The sequence below is a fragment of the Nocardiopsis sp. TSRI0078 genome (assembly GCF_001905145.1).
GTDB lineage: Bacteria > Actinomycetota > Actinomycetes > Streptosporangiales > Streptosporangiaceae > Nocardiopsis.
The window spans coordinates 67,163-84,758 of record NZ_LWLB01000003.1 but is presented as its reverse complement, the minus strand read 5'-3'; the positions used below and the strand labels follow the sequence as shown (position 1 = coordinate 84,758).

19 protein-coding genes are annotated in these 17,596 nt (G+C 71.5%); 8 read left to right on the top strand and 11 right to left on the bottom strand.

Translation table 11 applies throughout. From position 1 onward, the window contains the following. Nucleotides 1-9: 9 nt before the first annotated feature. Nucleotides 10-636, bottom strand: coding sequence for a TetR/AcrR family transcriptional regulator (locus tag A6A08_RS05120; protein ID WP_073701358.1), 627 nt, complete (start codon nt 634-636; stop codon nt 10-12). A gap of 121 nt (nt 637-757) precedes the next feature. On the opposite strand from A6A08_RS05120, the gene A6A08_RS05115 reads away from it, so the two are divergent. Beyond that, nucleotides 758-973, top strand: a complete 216-nt coding sequence (locus A6A08_RS05115) for a DUF6243 family protein (protein WP_073701357.1) — start codon at nt 758-760, stop codon at nt 971-973. Between the two features lie 40 nt (nt 974-1,013). Here A6A08_RS05115 and A6A08_RS05110 read toward each other — a convergent pair whose 3' ends face one another. Continuing rightward, on the bottom strand, nt 1,014-2,180 hold the full coding sequence (locus tag A6A08_RS05110; RefSeq protein ID WP_073701356.1) for an rRNA adenine N-6-methyltransferase family protein: 1,167 nt from the start codon (nt 2,178-2,180) through the stop codon (nt 1,014-1,016). Between the two features lie 102 nt (nt 2,181-2,282). Next, nucleotides 2,283-3,470, bottom strand: a complete 1,188-nt coding sequence (locus A6A08_RS05105; RefSeq protein WP_073701355.1) for an alkene reductase — start codon at nt 3,468-3,470, stop codon at nt 2,283-2,285. A gap of 68 nt (nt 3,471-3,538) precedes the next feature. Between A6A08_RS05105 and A6A08_RS05100 the strand changes: the two genes are divergently transcribed. The 5 genes from A6A08_RS05100 to A6A08_RS05080 all read left to right on the top strand — a co-directional run bounded on the left by A6A08_RS05100 (nt 3,539) and on the right by A6A08_RS05080 (nt 7,833). Then, a complete protein-coding gene (locus tag A6A08_RS05100) occupies nt 3,539-4,003 on the top strand; it encodes a MerR family transcriptional regulator (protein ID WP_073701354.1) in 465 nt (154 codons plus the stop codon). Nucleotides 4,004-4,039: 36 nt separating this feature from the next. Beyond that, nucleotides 4,040-4,387 carry a YbaB/EbfC family nucleoid-associated protein gene (locus tag A6A08_RS05095; RefSeq protein WP_073701353.1) on the top strand — a complete coding sequence of 116 codons (348 nt, stop codon included), beginning with the start codon at nt 4,040-4,042 and terminating at the stop codon, nt 4,385-4,387. Nucleotides 4,388-4,725: 338 nt separating this feature from the next. Beyond that, nucleotides 4,726-5,325: a recombination mediator RecR gene (recR, locus tag A6A08_RS05090; RefSeq protein ID WP_073701352.1), complete on the top strand. Its 600-nt coding sequence runs from the start codon at nt 4,726-4,728 to the stop codon at nt 5,323-5,325. Nucleotides 5,326-5,503: 178 nt separating this feature from the next. Next, nucleotides 5,504-6,775, top strand: a complete 1,272-nt coding sequence (locus A6A08_RS05085; protein ID WP_073701351.1) for an aspartate kinase — start codon at nt 5,504-5,506, stop codon at nt 6,773-6,775. Continuing rightward, on the top strand, nt 6,772-7,833 hold the full coding sequence (locus A6A08_RS05080) for an aspartate-semialdehyde dehydrogenase (RefSeq protein WP_073701350.1): 1,062 nt from the start codon (nt 6,772-6,774) through the stop codon (nt 7,831-7,833). The genes A6A08_RS05085 and A6A08_RS05080 overlap by 4 nt, the downstream gene beginning before the upstream one ends. A gap of 95 nt (nt 7,834-7,928) precedes the next feature. Here A6A08_RS05080 and A6A08_RS05075 read toward each other — a convergent pair whose 3' ends face one another. Next, nucleotides 7,929-8,672 carry a GntR family transcriptional regulator gene (locus tag A6A08_RS05075; RefSeq protein ID WP_073701464.1) on the bottom strand — a complete coding sequence of 248 codons (744 nt, stop codon included), beginning with the start codon at nt 8,670-8,672 and terminating at the stop codon, nt 7,929-7,931. Nucleotides 8,673-9,032: 360 nt separating this feature from the next. On the opposite strand from A6A08_RS05075, the gene A6A08_RS05070 reads away from it, so the two are divergent. Together A6A08_RS05070 and A6A08_RS05065 are read left to right on the top strand one after the other, a co-directional pair. Next, the gene (locus A6A08_RS05070) at nt 9,033-9,380 is read left to right on the top strand and encodes a PLD nuclease N-terminal domain-containing protein (RefSeq protein WP_073701349.1); all 348 of its coding nucleotides are present in this window, start codon (nt 9,033-9,035) and stop codon (nt 9,378-9,380) included. A gap of 172 nt (nt 9,381-9,552) precedes the next feature. Continuing rightward, nucleotides 9,553-10,200, top strand: coding sequence for an endonuclease (locus A6A08_RS05065; protein ID WP_073701348.1), 648 nt, complete (start codon nt 9,553-9,555; stop codon nt 10,198-10,200). A gap of 2 nt (nt 10,201-10,202) precedes the next feature. On the opposite strand, the gene A6A08_RS05060 is transcribed toward A6A08_RS05065, so the two are convergent. The 7 genes from A6A08_RS05060 to pdhA form a co-directional block, all read right to left on the bottom strand. Next, a complete protein-coding gene (locus A6A08_RS05060; protein WP_073701347.1) occupies nt 10,203-11,261 on the bottom strand; it encodes an SDR family oxidoreductase in 1,059 nt (352 codons plus the stop codon). Between the two features lie 71 nt (nt 11,262-11,332). Then, on the bottom strand, nt 11,333-11,902 hold the full coding sequence (locus A6A08_RS05055; RefSeq protein ID WP_073701346.1) for a TetR/AcrR family transcriptional regulator: 570 nt from the start codon (nt 11,900-11,902) through the stop codon (nt 11,333-11,335). 65 nt (nt 11,903-11,967) lie between these two features. Further along, on the bottom strand, nt 11,968-12,744 hold the full coding sequence (locus A6A08_RS05050) for a cupin domain-containing protein (protein ID WP_073701345.1): 777 nt from the start codon (nt 12,742-12,744) through the stop codon (nt 11,968-11,970). Nucleotides 12,745-13,191: 447 nt separating this feature from the next. Further along, nucleotides 13,192-13,428 (bottom strand): hypothetical protein, encoded by a 237-nt coding sequence (locus A6A08_RS05040; RefSeq protein WP_073701343.1) that lies wholly within the window; start codon nt 13,426-13,428, stop codon nt 13,192-13,194. 434 nt (nt 13,429-13,862) lie between these two features. After that, the gene (locus tag A6A08_RS05035) at nt 13,863-15,191 is read right to left on the bottom strand and encodes a dihydrolipoamide acetyltransferase family protein (protein WP_073701342.1); all 1,329 of its coding nucleotides are present in this window, start codon (nt 15,189-15,191) and stop codon (nt 13,863-13,865) included. A 15-nt stretch (nt 15,192-15,206) separates the two neighbouring features. Beyond that, nucleotides 15,207-16,220, bottom strand: coding sequence for an alpha-ketoacid dehydrogenase subunit beta (locus tag A6A08_RS05030; protein WP_073701341.1), 1,014 nt, complete (start codon nt 16,218-16,220; stop codon nt 15,207-15,209). A gap of 13 nt (nt 16,221-16,233) precedes the next feature. Continuing rightward, nucleotides 16,234-17,343 carry a pyruvate dehydrogenase (acetyl-transferring) E1 component subunit alpha gene (pdhA, locus tag A6A08_RS05025; RefSeq protein ID WP_073701340.1) on the bottom strand — a complete coding sequence of 370 codons (1,110 nt, stop codon included), beginning with the start codon at nt 17,341-17,343 and terminating at the stop codon, nt 16,234-16,236. Between the last annotated feature and the right edge of the window lie 253 nt (nt 17,344-17,596).

Below are 17,596 nucleotides of genomic sequence, written 5' to 3'. Positions count from 1 at the left end.
CTCCGGTCGCTAGCGCTGCCCGGGACGCAGGGCGCGCAGCACCGTGTCCACCAACTCGTCCACGTACGCGTGGGTGAGCGGCGCGGTGCGCAGCAGCCAGCGGTGGTGGACCGGCCCGTTGAGCAGTTCCGCGGCCAGTTCCAAGTCGGCCCCAGGGTCCACCTCTCCCGTGTCGACGGCGGAGCGCAGCCGGTCCTTGAGCGCTTCCGTGTTCGGACGGACCAGGCGCTCGTTGACGGCCTCGGCGAGGGCCGGGTCGCTCTGCATCTCCGCGGTGAACGCCCGGGTGGTCCGGTCCATCTCCGGTACGTGGAACTCGTCCACGGTGGCGCGGAGCACCGTCCTCAGGTCGGCGGCCAGGTCGCCGGTGTCGGGCAGCGGATCCCCGGCGCTCCCGCCGGTCAGCGCAGTGAACACGTCGAAGACCACGGCCGCCTTGGAGGGCCACCACCGGTAGATGGTCTGCTTGCCCACCCCGGCCCTGGCCGCGATGGCCTCCATGGTCAGCTTCGCGTAGCCGACCTCGCCCAGCAGTTCGGTGGCGGCGTCCAGGATGGCGCGCCGTGAGCGTTCGCTGCGGCGCCGGGGGTCGGGGCGGCGGGCCCGGGTCTCTTCCTGTGCGGTGCTCTCTGCCATATCTGCCACGGTAGCGGCTGAAAAAGGACGAGACGTATCGTCTTGGTGGGGATACTCTTCGGGGGTCGGGATCGATTCCGGCCGGACCTCGTGTGTCCGGCCTGAGGGAAAGGAGATCCGCATGGCCAGGAACAGCGACAACCTTCTCGGTATGGGCGGCCAGCGCACCACCGTCTCCCGCTCCGCGCTCCGCGGGGACAAGGGCGGCAGCAAGGGCGGGCCCAGCACCGACGCCGTGGAGCGCAGGCAGGAACTCCTGCGCAGGCTCCAGGAGAAGAACGCCTCCCGCGGTTCCGAGGGATCCGAGAAGGCGGGGGACGCCGAAGGAACGGCGTGAGCGCACGGTGACGGCCCCCTGCTCAGGGGGCCGTCGGCGTTCACAGCGGCCAGCTCCGGCCGTCCGGCGAGTCCAGCCACACCCGGTGCGCGCCGTCGGTGTCCACCGACAGCCCGAACCGGTCCGGTCCGGGCTCTCCCAGCTCCTCCCACAGCTCCAGGGCCTCCTCGAACTCGTCCCAGATGCTCCTCGGACCGCCCTGTTCGACCATCCACGAGGTGCCGTAGGGGTAGACCCGCACCCACGAGGAGCCCTCCTGGTCGCACACCCACACACCCGATCCGGTGCCGATCCACCGGCGCCGCATCCGCCAGCCCGGCACCATCACCGACAGCGCGAACGCCGACGGGAACGCCATCAGCGGCGCCACCGGATCGGTCTGGGTGAGCCGGTACTCGTCGGGCTGCTGTCCCGCGTCCCGTACCGGCCGAAGCGGGGGCTCGGGGGTGCGCAGCGGCACGAACCCCACCCCGCCGTGGAAGCTTCCCCGGGCCGACCCGTCCCCGGGGCACTCGATCCGCGCGAGCACCCCGGCCCCCTCCAGCAGCCCCCACGGGCAGACCGCCAGGCCGCCCGGGCGCAGCTGCTCCAGCCACGCGGGCGGCAGCCGACGCACGCCGCAGGTCGAGGTGAGGCGGTCGTAGGGCGCGCCGGGCGGATACCCCCCGTACCCGTCGGCCAGGTGGACGGCGGGGGAGTAGCCCTCCGCGCGAAGCGCCTCCCGGGCCGCTCTGGCCAGCCGGGGGTCGATCTCCAGTGAGGTGACGGCGCTGTCGCCCAGCCGGTGCGCCAGCAGCGCCGTGTTCCAGGCGGTCCCGGTGCCCACCTCCAGCACCCTCTGCCCGTTGGCCAGGTCGGCCAGCTCCAGCAGGCGCGCGAGGACCGTGGGCGCCGAGCTGGACGAGGTCGAGGCCTCCTCCCCGCGCCGGGGGGCCGGTTCGCGGGGCGCGGGCGCCTCCCTGCGCTCGGGGACGAAGGGGTCGTCGACCTGGGTGACGATGGCGTTGTCGGCGTAGACGGCCGCGAGCCACCGTTCGGGGTTGCTGTTGGCGTTGAGGGCGGTCCCGTGCGCGGTCAGTGCCCCCGTCCCGGGAATGAAGCGGTGGCGGGGCACCGACCGGAACGCGGCGATGAGGGAGGCGTCGGTCAGCGTGCCGTCCGCGACCATCGCCTCGACCAGCGCCGAGTGGCGCTCCCTGGCGGTCAACACGTCCTCAGTCCCCCGTGGCTTCCCGTGGCTGCCGGCGGTGCCCGAGACACCACCGGAACTTTTGTGCCCCGCGAGGCACCTTTTCAACCGAGGGTGATGTCAGCGGCACCCTTCGTTCTCTTCGCTGGTGAGAGTCCCGTCCGAGTGAGTCGTTCCCGTGTCGTGGCGCGGATAGTCCACATATCCCCCGGGGCCGGACGAATAGTGGAAGTCCTTCTCCCTGATCGGCGCCCACGGGACACCGGCGGCGATCCGCTCGACCGCGTCCGGGTTGGCGATGTAGGGGCGCCCGACCGAGACCAGGTCGGCGCGCCCGTGGGCCCTCAGGCGTGCGGCGCTCTCGGGGGTGGTCTCCTCGTGCTCGCCGGTGTTGCCCACGAGGGTCCCGCTCCAGCGCGGGCGCAGGTCGTCCAGCGCCGGGTACACCGGATCGTCCGTGAGGTGCAGGTACGCCAGTCCGAGCGGATCCAGGGCCGCCAGCAGCTCCCGGTAGACGGGGGCCGGGTCGCGCTCGACCATCCCGCCCTCGGGGTTGCCCGGAGAGATCCGCAACCCCACCCTGTGCGCGCCGACCGCGTCGGCCACCGCCTCGATCGCCTCCACGGCGAACCGGATCCGTCCGACCACGTCCCCGCCGTACCGGTCCGTGCGCAGGTTGGTGTTGTCGGCGAGGAACTGGTGCGGCAGGTAGCTGTTGGCGCCGTGGACCTCCACCCCGTCGAAGCCGGCCCGGACCGCGGCGCGCGCCGCCTCGGCGTGGTCGGTGACGGCCCGGCGCACCTCGGCGGCGGTCATCGCGCGCGGGACCACGGTGTCCACCTTGCCGTCGAGCGTGTGCAGCGGTCCGGGGGCGCGGACCGCGGAGGGCGCCAGGGGGGCGCCGCCGTCATGCCGGTTGGCCGGGTGGCCGTTGCGTCCGGCGTGCATGACCTGGGCGAAGATGCGGCCGCCCGCGCCGTGCACGGCGTCGGTGACCCGGCGCCAGGCCTGCTCCTGCTCCTCGGTGAACAGCCCCGGCTGGGTGAGGTACAGCTGTCCGGTCAGGCTCGGGGCGATGCCCTCGGAGACGATCAGCCCGGCTCCGGCGCGCTGCGCGTAGTACTCGGCCATCACCGGCCGGGGTACCGACCGGCGGTCGGCGCGCAGGCGGGTCATGGGCGCCATGACCACCCGGTTGGGCAGGGTGAGGCCGGCGAGATCGTACGCGCTGAGCAGCGGGTTCTCGGTGTTCTCGGTGGTCGCTTCGGTCGTGTGGAGGGCGGTGTCCGCCGTGCCCGTCGTGTTCATGGGAAGAGCGTAGAATCTGACATGGATGTCAGTTTCAAGCCCTTGTGCGGCACGTCACAGGAGGACCGGTGCGTATCGGTGAGCTGTCGCGGCGGACCGGGGTCAGCCCCAGGTCGCTGCGCTACTACGAGGAACAGGGGCTGCTCGCCTCCACCCGGACCCCGGGCGGGCACCGCGAGTACGGTGCGGACGCCCTCGAACGGGTCGACCGCATCCAGTGCCTGTTCGCGGCGGGCCTCAACAGCGACACCGTGCGCGAGCTCATGCCGTGCATGTACGCCCGCGAACGCGGCGAGCCCGCCCCCGACCTGCTGGACGGGCTCCGGGCCGAGCGGGCGCGGGTCGACGACGCCATCCGCCGGATGGAGAGGACCAGGGACTCGCTGGACAGGGTGATCGGTAACGCCACCGGAGCCCGCGAAGGGGCGGACACCGGGCTGGCTCCGCACGGCGCCGCCGACGACGCCCGCATGTTCGCCGATGACCGGTTACGCTCACAGCAACAGCGACATGACAGCGAGACCCAGCACTGAGAGTGCGGCGAGGAGACGGCCGTGAACCCTGGCGGAATGGACATGCAGGCCCTGCTCCAGCAGGCCCAGCAGATGCAGCAGCAGCTCGTGGAGGCCCAGGAGGCACTGGAGGAGGCTGAGGTCGAGGGCACCTCCGGCGGAGGCCTGGTCAAGGTCAAGCTGAGCGGGCGCGGACAGGTCGAGGACATCACCGTCGACGCCCAGGCGATCGACACCTCCGACGCGGAGGAGAGCGCGCAGACCGTGGCGGACCTGGTCCTGGCGGCCATCCGCGACGCCGAGGCGCAGGTGGAGCAGCTCCAGCAGGAGAAGATGGGCCCGCTCGCCCAGGGCCTGGGCGGTGGCGGGATGCCCGGCGGAATGCCCGGCCTCCCCGGCTTCTGACGGACCGGCCGGAACCGTTGCCGGTGTGATCCGGGGGCTCCCGTCGAAACCCTGCCCGACACCACCGTGGTGAACCGGTAGATCTTGTACCTGTGGCGCACCTGGGGGCCCGACCTCGCCATGAGTACAGGATCACACTGGTCACCGCGCCAGGCGGGCCCGGGCCGACGGTCGCGGAAGGTCTTCCGGGGCCGGTCCGCGTGCCTGCCCGGGCGGCCGGACCCGTCCGGTGGGCAGGTGGGGTCCGCCGTGTCCCCGGAAGGTCCTCACGGCGGATACGGTGGGAGGAGGGGAGACGGACCGCCCCGAAAGATCCGGTCCGACCTGGTGGGTAGGCGATGTACGAAGGCGCGGTACAGAATCTGATCGACGAGCTCGGGCGGCTGCCCGGCGTCGGTCCGAAAAGCGCGCAGCGCATCGCCTTCCACCTGCTGTCCGCCGAGCACGCGGACGTCAAGCGCCTCGTCAACGCGCTTGTCGAGGTCAAGGAGAAGGTGCGCTTCTGCGAGGTCTGCGGCAACGTCGCCGAAGAGGCCCAGTGCCGCATCTGCCGCGACGCCCGCCGCGACCCCGCGATCATCTGCGTGGTCGAGGAGTCCAAGGACGTCGTCGCCATCGAGCGCACCCGCGAGTTCCGGGGCCGCTACCACGTCCTGGGCGGCGCCATCAGCCCCATCGAGGGCGTGGGCCCCGACGACCTGCGCGTCAAGGAGCTCATGACCCGCCTGGCCGACGGCCAGGTGACGGAGCTGATCCTGGCCACGGATCCCAACCTGGAAGGGGAGGCCACCGCGACCTATCTGGCGCGGTTGGTCAAACCCATGGGGTTGAAGGTGACCCGTCTGGCCAGTGGCCTGCCTGTGGGCGGGGACCTGGAGTACGCCGACGAGGTCACCCTCGGACGCGCCTTCGAGGGCCGTCGCAGCCTGGAGTTCTAGCTCACACTTGACCGTAATTTCCACGAAATGTGAGTAACCTCCGCCAGACCGGGTAAGCCCGAGCGCTGGTGTGTCAAGACGCCACGCCCTCCGCCGCAGGTCGGACGGGGTCGACGAGGACGTCGCTGGCTACACTCCATTTCATTGTCTTGATCCCAACTCCTCAGGAGCATCGATCGTGGCCCTAATCGTGCAGAAGTACGGTGGGTCTTCCGTGGCCGACGCGGAAGCCATCAAGCGAGTAGCCCAAAGGATCGTGGCTCAGAAAAAGGCGGGACATGACGTCGTGGTCGTCGTCTCGGCCATGGGCGACACGACCGACGAACTGCTGGACCTCGCCGAGAAGGTCTCCCCGATGCCGCCGGCCCGCGAGCTGGACATGCTCGTGACGGCGGGTGAGCGCATGTCCATGGCACTCGTGGCGATGGCCATCGAGAACCTCGGTTACGAGGCACGCTCCTTCACCGGTTCCCAGGCCGGTGTCATCACCACGTCGTTGCACGGCAACGCCAAGATCATCGATGTCACGCCCGGTCGTATCCGGGAGGCCGTGGACGAGGGGGCGATCTGCATCGTCGCCGGTTTCCAGGGCGTCTCCCAGGACACCAAGGACATCACCTCGCTGGGCCGCGGCGGTTCCGACACGACCGCCGTCGCGCTCGCCGGCGCCCTGCAGGCCGATGTCTGCGAGATCTACAGCGACGTCGACGGTGTGTTCACCGCAGACCCGCGTGTCGTGCCCACGGCACGGCGCATCCCCCAGATCTCCTACGAGGAGATGCTGGAGATGGCGGCGTGCGGCACCAAGATCCTGCACCTGCGCTGCGTCGAGTACGCGCGGCAGTACAACATCCCGCTGCACGTCCGCTCGTCGTTCAGCCAGAAGCCCGGGACCTGGATCGTTTCGGAAGTCGAGGAAAGCGAAGGCATGGAACAGCCGATCATCTCCGGAGTCTCCCACGACCGGAGCGAAGCCAAGATCACCGTCGTCGGCGTCCCTGACAGGGTCGGGGAGGCGGCGACCCTCTTCAAGGCGCTCGCGGACGCCGAGATCAACATCGACATGATCGTGCAGAACGTGTCGGCGGTCTCCACCTCGCGCACCGACATCTCCTTCACGGTCCCCAAGGACTTCGGCAAGGAGGCGGTCGCCGCGCTGAAGAAGGTGCAGGACAAGGTCGGCTTCGAGTCCCTGCGCTATGACGACAAGATCGGCAAGGTGTCGCTGATCGGCGCGGGCATGCGCTCCTACCCGGGTGTGACCGCCCGCTTCTTCGACTCCATCGCCTCCTCCGGCACCAACGTCGAGATGATCTCCACCTCGGAGATCCGTATCTCGGTGATCGTCGAGGAGGACCAGATCGACGCGGCCGTCCGCGCCGCCCACAGTGAGTTCCAGCTCGACGCCGAACAGGTCGAGGCTGTCGTGTACGGAGGTACCGGCCGATGAGCAACCGTCTTCCCACCCTGGCCATCGTCGGCGCCACCGGCGCCGTCGGCACCGTGATGCTGGACATCCTGACCCAGCGCGAGAACGTCTGGGGCGAGATCCGCCTCGTCGCCTCCCCGCGCAGCGCGGGCAAGGTCCTGAGCGTGCGCGGCGAGGACGTCGTGGTCCAGGCCCTGGCCCCCGAGGTCTTCGACGGCGTGGACGTCGCCATGTTCGACGTTCCCGACGAGGTCTCCAAGGAGTGGGCGCCGATCGCCGCCGCCCGCGGCGCGGTCGCCGTCGACAACTCCGGCGCGTTCCGCATGGACCCCGACGTCCCGCTCGTGGTGCCCGAGGTCAACGCGGACCAGGTCCGCAACCGTCCGCGCGGCATCATCAGCAACCCCAACTGCACCACCCTGTCGATGATCGTGGCGATCGGCGCCCTGCACCGCGCCCACGGCCTCACCGACCTGGTGGTCTCCTCCTACCAGGCCGCCTCCGGCGCCGGCCAGGAGGGCATCGACGTCCTGCGCGACCAGATGGCCAAGGCCGGTGCCGACCGCAGCCTCGGCGAGAAGGCGGGCGACGTCCGCGCCGCCGTCGGCGAGCTGGGCCCGTTCCCCGCGCCGCTGGCCTACAACGTCGTGCCGTGGGCGGGTTCGCTCAAGGACGAGGGCTGGTCCTCGGAGGAGCTGAAGGTACGCAACGAGTCCCGCAAGATCCTGGGCCTGCCGGACCTGCGCGTCTCCGCCACCTGTGTCCGCGTCCCGGTGATCACCACGCACGCGCTGGTCGTGCACGCGACCTTCGCCGACGAGGTGACCGCCGACGCCGCCCGTCAGCTGCTCGGCTCCGCCGAGGGCGTCGTGGTCCAGGACGACCCGGCCAACGGTGAGTTCCCGACCCCGGCCGACGTCGTGGGCACCGACCCGACCTGGGTCGGCCGCATCCGCCAGTCGCTGGACGACCCGAAGTCGCTGGACCTGTTCCTGTGCGGGGACAACCTGCGCAAGGGCGCCGCGCTGAACACCGCGCAGATCGCCGAGGTCGTGGCCCGGGAGTTCACCCAGGCCTGACCCGGGGACGAGGAGTCCCGAGGGCGAACGACGGGGGCGGTGACCGGTGATGACCGGTCGCCGCCCCCGCGCGTGTATGGACCGTGAGTTCGGGGTCAGTGCCGCCGCGGATCGCCGGCCCGGCGGGGCCGGGCCAGCGTCAGTTTGTAGAGGAGTCGACACTGCTCGACCGATCCGATGAGGTCGGAGGTCTCCACCGGCCGGTTCCCGCTGTAGTGGGTGCGCTCCACCACCAGCGCGGGTATCCCGGGGGTCGAACCGAGCAGGGAGGCCTCGGAGTCGTGCAGGGCGCGCACCCCGACCTCCTCCACCACGTGGTCGACGGGGTGTCCCGCGGATCTGAGCCGTTCGAGAAGCCCGGAGTCGGGCGCGCTGTCGAACGGGGCGCGCAGGGTTCCCGCGGTGAGGGCCGCGGGCTCCCAGGACCGGTGCAGGGTGATGGGTGTCCGCGAGGACAGCCCTCGCGAGGTGGTGCGGTACACCGGGTCGCCCTCGCGCAGTCGCAGCCGTGTGCTCAGCGGCGGGGAGCACCGCTCCTGCTCGGTGCCGACCGCCTCGCGGCTGAGCCGCCCCAGGCCGGAGCCGGAGGAGGCGTCGGTCCTGCAGATCCGGAAGATCTCGGGGACGGTGCGTACGAAGTATCCGGATCCGGGCCGGGACTCCACCAGGCCCTCGGTGACCAGGAGCCGGAGCGCGGTGCGGGAGATCTGCTCGCTGACGCGGTAGGAGCGCGCCAGCCGTGTCCGGGAGGGGAGCCGCGTACCGGGCGGCAACTCCCCGTTCAGGATCGGTGCGCGCAGCTGTTCCGCCAGCCAGAGGTACCGGGGTTGCCTGGCCATGGTCACGGGGCCCCGGCCGTGGTGCCTCCCGCCCGTCGTCGGCCTCTGTGCTCTGGGCGGGGGGTGGTGGTGCGTGCGGACGGGTGGTCGCGGGTGCCGGTGCCGTCACCGTCGCCGGTGGGGAGGAGGGGAGTGAACCTGCCAGATCGCCGAAGCTCGCCCATGGTTCCCAGTAAAGCAGCGGGAAGGCCTGGTAGTGGGGCTTACCCGAAAGTAGGTGCCTCCGTTCTGTGCACGCCAGCGAATCGGAAGTCCGCTCGGCGGCTGATGGAAACGCCCGAAAACCCTGAAATAGGCGGGACGGGATACCCCGGCAGTTACTCTGCGTAACAACATGGGTACGCCTTGCTTGGGGGAAGTATGATCACGAGTCTTGCGGACCGTGCGGAGACGGCGGTCGCCTGGGTGGGCGGGATCACGGGGCTGGTCCTGCTGCTCGCCGCCGTGTCCCTGGTGGTGCTGGTGCTCGCGGCGGTCGTCTCGGCGCTGACCGACCGGGACACGTCCGGGGGAGGCAAGCTGCTGTGGATCGCCCTCGTCCTCTGGTTCCCGGTGCTCGGGGCGATCGCCTGGTTCGTGGTGGGCAGGAAGGGCCACCTCAACCGCTTCCTCGGCATCGACAAGGGGAGGGCGCGCCACACGGTTCCGGTCAGTGTCGGACAGCACAGCGACGTGCTGTCCCAGAGGAACGGGCTGCGCCACGCCTGAACCCGGCGGCGTCGGCCGGTGGAGGCAGAGCCCCGCAGCCGGGGAGGGGCCCGGCCGCGGGGCTCCCGCGCGCCGGGGCCCGCGCAGCCCTGTGGACGGCCGCGTCGGCGCCGGTCGGACGGGTACCAGACCCCCGAAGGAAGCTCCGACCACGTCTGGAGGGGACCGGGAGATGGCCGAGCACGCCGACACCGCCCGCGCGGTGGTGGACGAGGCGGGGACGACCCTCGCCGCCGAGGCCGGGATCAGGATGGCGGACAAGCCCGCCGCGCTGTGGCAGCTGCTGGTTCTGGTGAACCTGGTGTCCGCGCGCATCTCGGCGGGGATCGCGGTCGCCGCCGCCCGCGAGCTCAACGGGGCGGGCGGCACGACCCCCGACGGGATGGCCGCGCTGAGCTGGCAGGACCGCGTGGACGCGCTGGGCCGGGGGCACTACGTCCGCTACGACGAGAGCACCGCCACCAGGCTCGGCGAGTGCGCCGACCGGGTCCGTGACGAGTACGCGGGGGACCTGCGCCGCCTCGGGGAGCGCTCCGGGCACCGGGCCGGGCCTGTGGAGTCCGGACTGCGGGAGTTCCCCGGGATCGGGCCGACGGGCGCCGCGATGTTCTGCCGCGAGGCGCAGGCGGTGTGGCCCTGGCTGCGGCCCTACGCCGACGGGCTCGTCCTCACCGGTGCGGAGAGGGTCGGGCTGCCCAAGGACGCGGGCAGGCTCGGAGAACTGGTGGGGGGCGGGGACATGGCACCCCTCGCGGCGGGGCTCGCCCGCATCGCGCGCGACGGGCGCCTGGCCGACCGGGTCCGCGAGAGGGCCGGCTGAGCTCAGTCCCCGAAGCGCTCGGCGACCAGGCGGTCGGCCCACCGGGTCAGGGAGGGCCACACCGGGGGGTGCTCCAGCCCCGCCGCCCGGGCGAGGGCGTCGGCGGAGGCGGTGTCGTAGCGGTCCTCGCTCAGGAACGACAGGGTCTCGGGCTCGACCCCGGTCAGCGCGCGGGGCAGCCGGCGCAGCAGCCAGAGGGGCACGGTCGCGCGGGGGGCACGTACGCCGAGGTGGTCGGCCAGGCCCCGCAGGAGCGGGTGCAGGCGGGGAGTGCGGTCGTCGAGCACCCAGTGCGACCTCGGGCCACCGGTGTCGTGCTCGGGGACCGCGGCGAGGAAGCGGGCGAGGTGGTCGACCGTCACCACGGGAACGAAGGTCGCGGCGCTCCCCGGCAGCGCGGGCAGGCGGCCGCGCCACAGGTCCCTGACGCTCTCGGCCAGCCCGATGTACTGGCCGGCCTCCCCCGTGGCCGAGTCGCCGATCACCGATCCGGGGTTGACGATGCTCAGCGCGACGCCCTCCCGCTCCGCGAGGGCGCGCACGGCCGCGTTCCCCTCCCGTTTGGAGGCCTCGTAGGGGCCGTGCTCGCGGTAGGAGCGTTCGGTGCCGGATCCCCCGGCCCCCGCCGCGGCGCCGGGGATGCCGTCCACCCGGTAGCCGCTGATGTGGACCGCGCGGCGCAGGCGTTCGCGTCCCGCGGCCCAGCGGAGGGCGTTCAGCGCGCCGTCGACATTGGCGGCCCTGGCCTTCTCGCGGCTGAGTCCGAAGCGGAAGAGCGCGGCGCAGTTGTACACGTCCCGGACGTCGGCCAGCGCCTGGGCGGCGCCGGCGTCGAGGCCGAGGCCGGGAAGGGTGATGTCGGTGCGCACGGGGACGAGCCGGCCGGTGGGGACGGCGTGCCCGTGCAGCCAGTCGAGCAGTCCCCGCTCGCCGGAGCCGCTCCGGGTGCCGGCGGCGACGCTCCTGCCCGAGCCGAGCAGTTCGGCCGTGAGCCGGCGGCCGATGAATCCGTTCGCGCCGAGGACGAGGGTGTCCGGTCGGGGGTCGGGCGTGGGGGGCATGCGAACTCCTCTATAGACTGATCTACATATTTTTTGGGCGCGGGTGGGGCCCGGGCGGGCCGCTCCGCCGCTCAGGGTCCGGTCAGCAGGCGGGTGACCGCCTCGCGGGCGTGGTGCAGCGGTGCGAGGGTGCGGGTCGAGCGGGACAGCAGGAGGGCGCCCTCGACGAGGGAGAGCACGGACCAGGCGTCCGCCTCCGCGGTCGCCCGGCCCTCCGCGGCCAGCAGCCGTGCCAGGGCCCGCTGCCAGGACGTGTAGACCCTCCGGCAGCTCTCGCGCACCGTGTCGTCGGCCGCCGCGGAGTCCAGCGCCGTCGCGGCGAGCGGGCACCCCCGGGTGAAGTCCGACTCCTCCAGCCTGGCGGCGAAGGCGTCGAGCAGGCCGAGGACGGCCCCGCGCGCGTCCGGGGCTCGGTCCGCGGCCTCCTCGATCAGGGCGCCGACCTCGGCGCCCGACTCCTCGATCGCAGCCGCGACGAGCTCGTCCTTGCCCCCGGGGAAGTGGAAGTACAGGGATCCCCGGGGTGCGCCGCTCACGGCGAGGACCTGGTTGAGGCCGGTGCCGGAGTAGCCGTGCGTCTCGATCAGCTCGCGCGCTCCGATGATGAGCCGGGACCGCGTCGCCTCTCCCTTGCTTCCCATGGTCGAATAGTAGACCGATCTACATATTCCTGGCAACAGGGGGCCGGGGGAGGGCCCCGCGCCGGTCAGAGGGCCTCGAAGTCGGCGAAGTCGAAGCCCGGGGACACGAAGCAGCTGACCAGGACCTCCTCGCCGGCCAGCGGCCGCGCGGCCTGCCAGGAGCCGGCCGGGACCACCGCCTGGAGGCGTTCGCCCCGCTCGATCCCCGAGCCCAGGGTCACCTGTCCGTCGGGCTCGGGTGATCCTCCCGTTCCGCCGTACTCCAGCACCAGGGGCCCGCCCCGGTTGAACACCCACACCTCGTCCGAGCGCACCCGGTGCCAGCGCGACTCCTCGCCGGGGGTCAGCAGGAAGTGGATACCGGTGGCGGTGGGCCGCGGCCCGGGGTAGCCGTCGGGGCGGACGGTCACCCCGCTGTGCCAGGTCTGCCGGTACCAGCCGCCCTCGGGGTGCGGCAGCAGGTCCAGCGCCTCGGCCGTCGCGGAGCGCTCCTCGGCCCCGGTGTAGCGGCCCGAGGGGTCGCGGCGCAGGTAGCGCACGCCCGTCACGGACTCGCGGGGGATCGGCCCGTAGACGTGCGGGAAGAGGACGTCGTGCCCCACACCCGGCGGAGGGGCGGGGTCGGCCGCCTCCCAGCGCACCTCGCAGCCGACCGCGTCGGTGTCCACGACGAGGGCGACCAGTTGGTCCGCGGCATCGGCGTACAGCGCGTTCGCCACGGCCAGCAGCGTGGGCTCGTCCGGGGAGGCGTGCACGAACCCCTGGGTGCGCAGGGAGTCGGCCTCGACGTCGCCGCCGGAGGTCCAGCGTTCGAGTTCGGTCATGTGCAGTACGCGGGACATGCGGCCGACCGTACACCGGACCGGGGCGCCAGGGGGCGCGCTCCCCTCCGGCGGATTCGTCGCCATGTCGACTCGGAGACTCGTCGGCCTGTCCGTCTGTCCATCTGTCCGCTTGTCCACGCGGTCGGCGCCCGTCGGCGTCCCGTGCTCGTGGCGGGGCCGGGCCCCCGAGGCGCGACACAGCCCAGGACCACCGCGCAGGAGGTCTCCTGGCACGCCGACGCCGTTCTCGGTCAGTCCGCTGAGTGCGTCCGCCAGGAGGTGCCGGCTTTGGACGGGCCGGAAACGTCGCTGATGTGGAGCGAGGACCCTGACCTGCGGTGATCTTGTACCTAGAGCGAGGTTGGGCGCCCGATCTCGCTCTAGGTACAAGATCAACGGCGAACGGGGACGCCGCCACCGCACGGAGGGTCCTGAGCCCGAAACGAACACCTGCCGGCGGACGCTCTACGTGCGCCTGAGGTGCACGGCGTACACCGCCGCCAGGATCACCGCGGACACCACCACCAGAGCGGTGATCGTCGGATTGACCCAGAGCGGGACGAGCTCCAGGCCGGCGGACCCGTGCGGGGAGGAGGGGCACACGGTACTGAGCGGGAACGCGTCGTGGGAGACCGGGGCTTCCTGGATGCACGCGCGGGCGAAGCAGGTGTCCTCCGGGAAGAGGCTGGGGGCGTAGAGCACCCACGAGTGGACGTAGACGGCGAACGCGTCGAGAGCGCGACCACCGAGAGGCGGATCAGGGGTCCGATCGCCACCGCCTCCGACCAGTGCTGCCCCTCTCCCACGAGGCGCCCGGCGCGTACGAGGGAACGGAGAGCGGATACCGGGAACACCACGGACATCAGGCACAGGGCCAGGGCGGGGAGGAAGACGAAGAGAAGGGTGAACACGGGAGATCTTCGCACATCCGCCTGAAGGCCGGGCCGCCGGCGGGTGCGAGCCCTCTCTGCCGATTCGTCGCCGTGTCGACTCGGCGACCCGTCGATCCGTCCACTCGTCCACAGGCTGTGGACGGCGCCCGCCGAGACCGCCGCCGCGCAGTGGCCCCGCACAGGACGAACGCCCCGGCCGTTCCCGGCCGGGGCGTCACGTGTGCTGAGCGCGGAGCCCTCCCGTTACAGGATGATCCGCATGGGCTCCTCCAGGATCTCGGCGAGGTCCTTGAGGAACGCGGCGCCCACGGCGCCGTCCACCGCGCGGTGGTCCACAGACAGCTCCAGGGAGATCCGGTTGCGCACGGCCACCTCGCCGTCCACGACCACCGGCTCCTGGCGCATCGCGCCGACCGCGAGGATGGCCGCCTCCGGCGGGTTGATCACCGCGGAGAAGCTGTCCACGCCGAACATGCCCAGGTTGGACACGCTGAACGTGCCGCCGCTCATCTCCTGCGGCTTCAGCTTGCCGTCACGGGCCTTGCCCGCCAGCTCGCGCGTGCGCGTGGAGATCTCCGACAGGGTCGCCTTGTCCGTGTCGTGCAGCACCGGCACGACCAGTCCGGCGTCCACGGCCACGGCCACGCCGACGTTGACCCGGCCGTGCTGGAGCAGCTTGTCGTCCACCCACGAGGTGTTCACCGCCGGGTGCAGCTTCAGCGTCGTCGCGCAGGCCTTGACGATCAGGTCGTTGAAGCTGACCTTCACGCCCGTGCTGGACAGCTGCTCGTTGATCTGCGCGCGGAAGGCCTTGAGGGCCTCGGCGTCGATCGTGCGGCGCAGGTAGAAGTGCGGCACCGTCTGCTTGCTCTCGGTCAGGCGGCGCGCGATCACCTTGCGCACGTTGCTGACCTTGAGCTCCTCGGAGTCGCGGCCGTCGTCGAAGGAGGGGGCGGTCACGGCCTTCTCCGCAGCGGGCTTGGCCTCCTCCTTGGCCTCCACGGTGTGCGGGGTCTCCTGGGCGGCGCCGCCCTCACGCGCGGCCTCGATGTCGGCGCGCACGATCCGGCCCTTGGGGCCCGAACCCCTGATCTTCGTGATGTCCAGGCCGTACTCCCTGGCCAGCCTGCGGGCCAGCGGGGAGGTGCGCGGACGCGGAGCCTCGTCGTCGCCGGACGGGGCGGGCGCCCCGGCGGGCTCGGCGGGCTTCCCGGCCTCGGCCTCGGTCCCCTCGGCCGCCTCCTTCAGGTCCTCGGCCTTCTCCGCCTGCTCCTCCTTGGGAGGCGCGGCGTGCTTCTCCTCGCCGCCGTCGCCGGAGTCCTCGGGCACCGCGTCCGGGGAGTCGGCGATCACACCGATGACCGCGCCGATCGGCACAGTGTCCCCTTCGGAGACGGACTGCTTGACCAGGTAGCCGTCCTCGTAGGCCTCGTACTCCATGACGGCCTTGTCGGTCTCGATCTCGACCAGGACGTCACCGGAGGCGACCTTGTCGCCCACGTTCTTGACCCACGTGCTGATGACGCCTTCCTCCATGGTGTCGGAGAGGCGCGGCATCTGGATCTCGCTCATGCTTGGAATCTCCCTCTACCCGACCCGTTTGCCGACGGCGCTCAGGGTCTCCTTGATGGCGGTGCTGATCGATTCGACCGACGGCAGGGCCGCCGTCTCCAGCGGCTTGGCGTAGGGCATGGGGACCTCCGCCATCGCCACCCGGCGGACGGGGGCGTCGAGGTAGTCGAAGGCGCCCTCCTGGATCGAGGCGGCGATCTCCGCGCCGATCCCGTAGGTCAGCCAGTCGTCCTCGCAGATCACCGCGGCACCGGTCTTCTTGACCGAGTCCACGAAGGTCTGGCGGTCCAGCGGGCGCAGGCAGCGCAGGTCGACGACCTCGACGTCGATGTCCTCCTCGGCCAGCTTCTCGGCGACCTGGCCCGCCACCATCGCCATCCGGGAGTAGCCGATGAGGGTGATGTCGCTGCCCTCGCGCGTGACCTTGGCGCGGCCGATCGTGGCGACGGAGTCGTTGTCCGGCTCGGCGTAGTCGTCGGCGACCTCGCCCTTGGAGTTGTACAGGCCCAGGTTCTCCAGGAACAGGACCGGGTCGTCGTCGCGGATGGCCGCGCGCAGCATCTCCGAGGCCTCGGCCGGGGTGCTGGGGGCGAGCACCTTCAGTCCGGGGATGAAGGAGTAGAACAGCTCGATGTTCTGCGAGTGCGTGGCACCGAGCTGCTGGCCGCCGCCACCGGGGGTGCGGATGACCATGGGCACGCTCGACTGGCCGCCGAACATGCCGTAGATCTTGGCGGCGTGGTTGATGATCTGGTCGATGGCGATCAGGGAGAAGTTGATCGTCATCAGCTCGACGACCGGGCGCAGGCCCAGCATGGCCGCGCCGACGGCGGCGCCGACGAAGCCCTCCTCGGCGATCGGGGTGTCCTTGACCCGCCGGGGGCCGAACTCCTTGAGCAGGCCCTCGGTGATCTTGTAGGAGCCCTCGAAGACGCCGATCTCCTCGCCCATGACGAGGACGTTCTCGTCGCGGACCATCTCGGCGCGAAGGGTGTCCCGCAGAGCCTGGCGGTAAGTGATCACAGACATGTGGGTTCCTTCCCTACTCCGCGAACACCGGGTCGGCGGGCATGCGGGTGGACTCGTTGGGCACCGGGGTGGCGTAGGTGTAGTCGAAGAGCGTGGACACCTCCGGGTGCGGGCTGTTCTCGGCGAACTCCGCGGCCTCGGCGACCTCGGCCTTGACGGAGGCGGCGATCTCGTCGCGCAGCTCGTCGGTGAGGATGCCCTCCCGGGTGAGCTTCTCGCCGAACAGGGCGATCGGATCGTTCTCCTCCGAACGCGCCTCGTCCTTTTGCTCGTCGGTGCGGTACTTGGCCGGGTCGACCACGGAGTGGCCCTTCATCCGGTAGCTCCACGCCTCCAGCAGGAACGGGGTCTGCTCCTCGCGGGCGCGCTCGACCAGCCGTGCGGCGGTGTCGCGGACCGCGAGCACGTCGCGGCCGTCCACGCGCTCACCCTCGATGCGGAAGGCGGCGCCGCGCTTGTACAGGTCGGGCTCGGCGGAGGACCTCTCGACCGTGGTGCCCATGCCGGTGAAGTTGTTGACCACCACGAAGACGATCGGCAGGTCCCACAGCTTGGCGATGTTGAGGGTCTCGTGCCAGGCGCCGATGTTGGTGGTGCCGTCGCCCATCTGGCACATGACGACCTCGTCGCCGCCCCGGTAGGAGATGGCGAGTGCGGCCCCGGCGGCCAGCGGAAGCTGCCCGCCGACGATGCCGTAGCCGCCGAGCATGCGGGTCTCGGTGTCGAACATGTGCATGGAGCCGCCCCAGCCCTTGGACACGCCGTCGGTGCGCCCATAGAGCTCGGCCATGACCCGCTTGGGGTCCATGCCCTTGCCGATCGCGTACCCGTGGTCACGGTAGTTCGTGAACAGGTAGTCGCTCTCGCGCAGAGCGGTCATGAGGCCGACGACGGTGGCCTCCTCGCCGAGGTTGAGGTGGCAGTAGCCGCCGATCCTCGCCTGGGTGTAGGCCTGGGCGGTGCGCTCCTCGAACCGCCGGACGAACACCATCTGGCGGTAGTAGTCGAGGAGGGTGTCGGGTTTCTCGTCGGCGAGGCCGGGGGAGGTGTCCTTGCGGCCGCGTCGGCGGGTCCCTGAGGACCTGGCGGCGGTGCGGCCCTTCGGCTTGGCCGTGTCAGCCATGGTGTGCCTTTCTACGTGCGAGAAGGCCGGTCGGCCCGGTCTGTGGACCGGGGTACCAGGCCCGCCGCGGCCCCGCTGTCGGGCGTGGTCGCGGCGTGCGCCTCGGCCCGGCTCATGGGCGTCGGCGCTCTGTGGCTGTTGCGGGGCGCGTCCCGGGGAGCGTGGCTCGTCCTCCCCGGACACGAAGCGCTGATGGGGTCTCGTGTGCAGTTGTCCGCCGGATCCCTGACCGATTGCTTCCCGGTCTGCATCG

What these genes read in the sequence shown, in the direction of transcription:
- A6A08_RS05120 (WP_073701358.1), bottom strand. Translation starts at nt 636, where the DNA reads ATGGCAGAGAGCACCGCACAGGAAGAGACCCGGGCCCGCCGCCCCGAC.
- A6A08_RS05115 (WP_073701357.1), top strand. Translation starts at nt 758, where the DNA reads ATGGCCAGGAACAGCGACAACCTTCTCGGTATGGGCGGCCAGCGCACC.
- A6A08_RS05105 (WP_073701355.1), bottom strand. Translation starts at nt 3,470, where the DNA reads ATGAACACGACGGGCACGGCGGACACCGCCCTCCACACGACCGAAGCG.
- A6A08_RS05095 (WP_073701353.1), top strand. Translation starts at nt 4,040, where the DNA reads ATGGACATGCAGGCCCTGCTCCAGCAGGCCCAGCAGATGCAGCAGCAG.
- recR (WP_073701352.1), top strand. Translation starts at nt 4,726, where the DNA reads ATGTACGAAGGCGCGGTACAGAATCTGATCGACGAGCTCGGGCGGCTG.
- A6A08_RS05080 (WP_073701350.1), top strand. Translation starts at nt 6,772, where the DNA reads ATGAGCAACCGTCTTCCCACCCTGGCCATCGTCGGCGCCACCGGCGCC.
- A6A08_RS05075 (WP_073701464.1), bottom strand. Translation starts at nt 8,672, where the DNA reads ATGGCCAGGCAACCCCGGTACCTCTGGCTGGCGGAACAGCTGCGCGCA.
- A6A08_RS05070 (WP_073701349.1), top strand. Translation starts at nt 9,033, where the DNA reads ATGATCACGAGTCTTGCGGACCGTGCGGAGACGGCGGTCGCCTGGGTG.
- A6A08_RS05065 (WP_073701348.1), top strand. Translation starts at nt 9,553, where the DNA reads ATGGCCGAGCACGCCGACACCGCCCGCGCGGTGGTGGACGAGGCGGGG.
- A6A08_RS05060 (WP_073701347.1), bottom strand. Translation starts at nt 11,261, where the DNA reads ATGCCCCCCACGCCCGACCCCCGACCGGACACCCTCGTCCTCGGCGCG.
- A6A08_RS05055 (WP_073701346.1), bottom strand. Translation starts at nt 11,902, where the DNA reads ATGGGAAGCAAGGGAGAGGCGACGCGGTCCCGGCTCATCATCGGAGCG.
- A6A08_RS05050 (WP_073701345.1), bottom strand. Translation starts at nt 12,744, where the DNA reads ATGTCCCGCGTACTGCACATGACCGAACTCGAACGCTGGACCTCCGGC.
- A6A08_RS05035 (WP_073701342.1), bottom strand. Translation starts at nt 15,191, where the DNA reads ATGAGCGAGATCCAGATGCCGCGCCTCTCCGACACCATGGAGGAAGGC.
- A6A08_RS05030 (WP_073701341.1), bottom strand. Translation starts at nt 16,220, where the DNA reads ATGTCTGTGATCACTTACCGCCAGGCTCTGCGGGACACCCTTCGCGCC.
- pdhA (WP_073701340.1), bottom strand. Translation starts at nt 17,343, where the DNA reads ATGGCTGACACGGCCAAGCCGAAGGGCCGCACCGCCGCCAGGTCCTCA.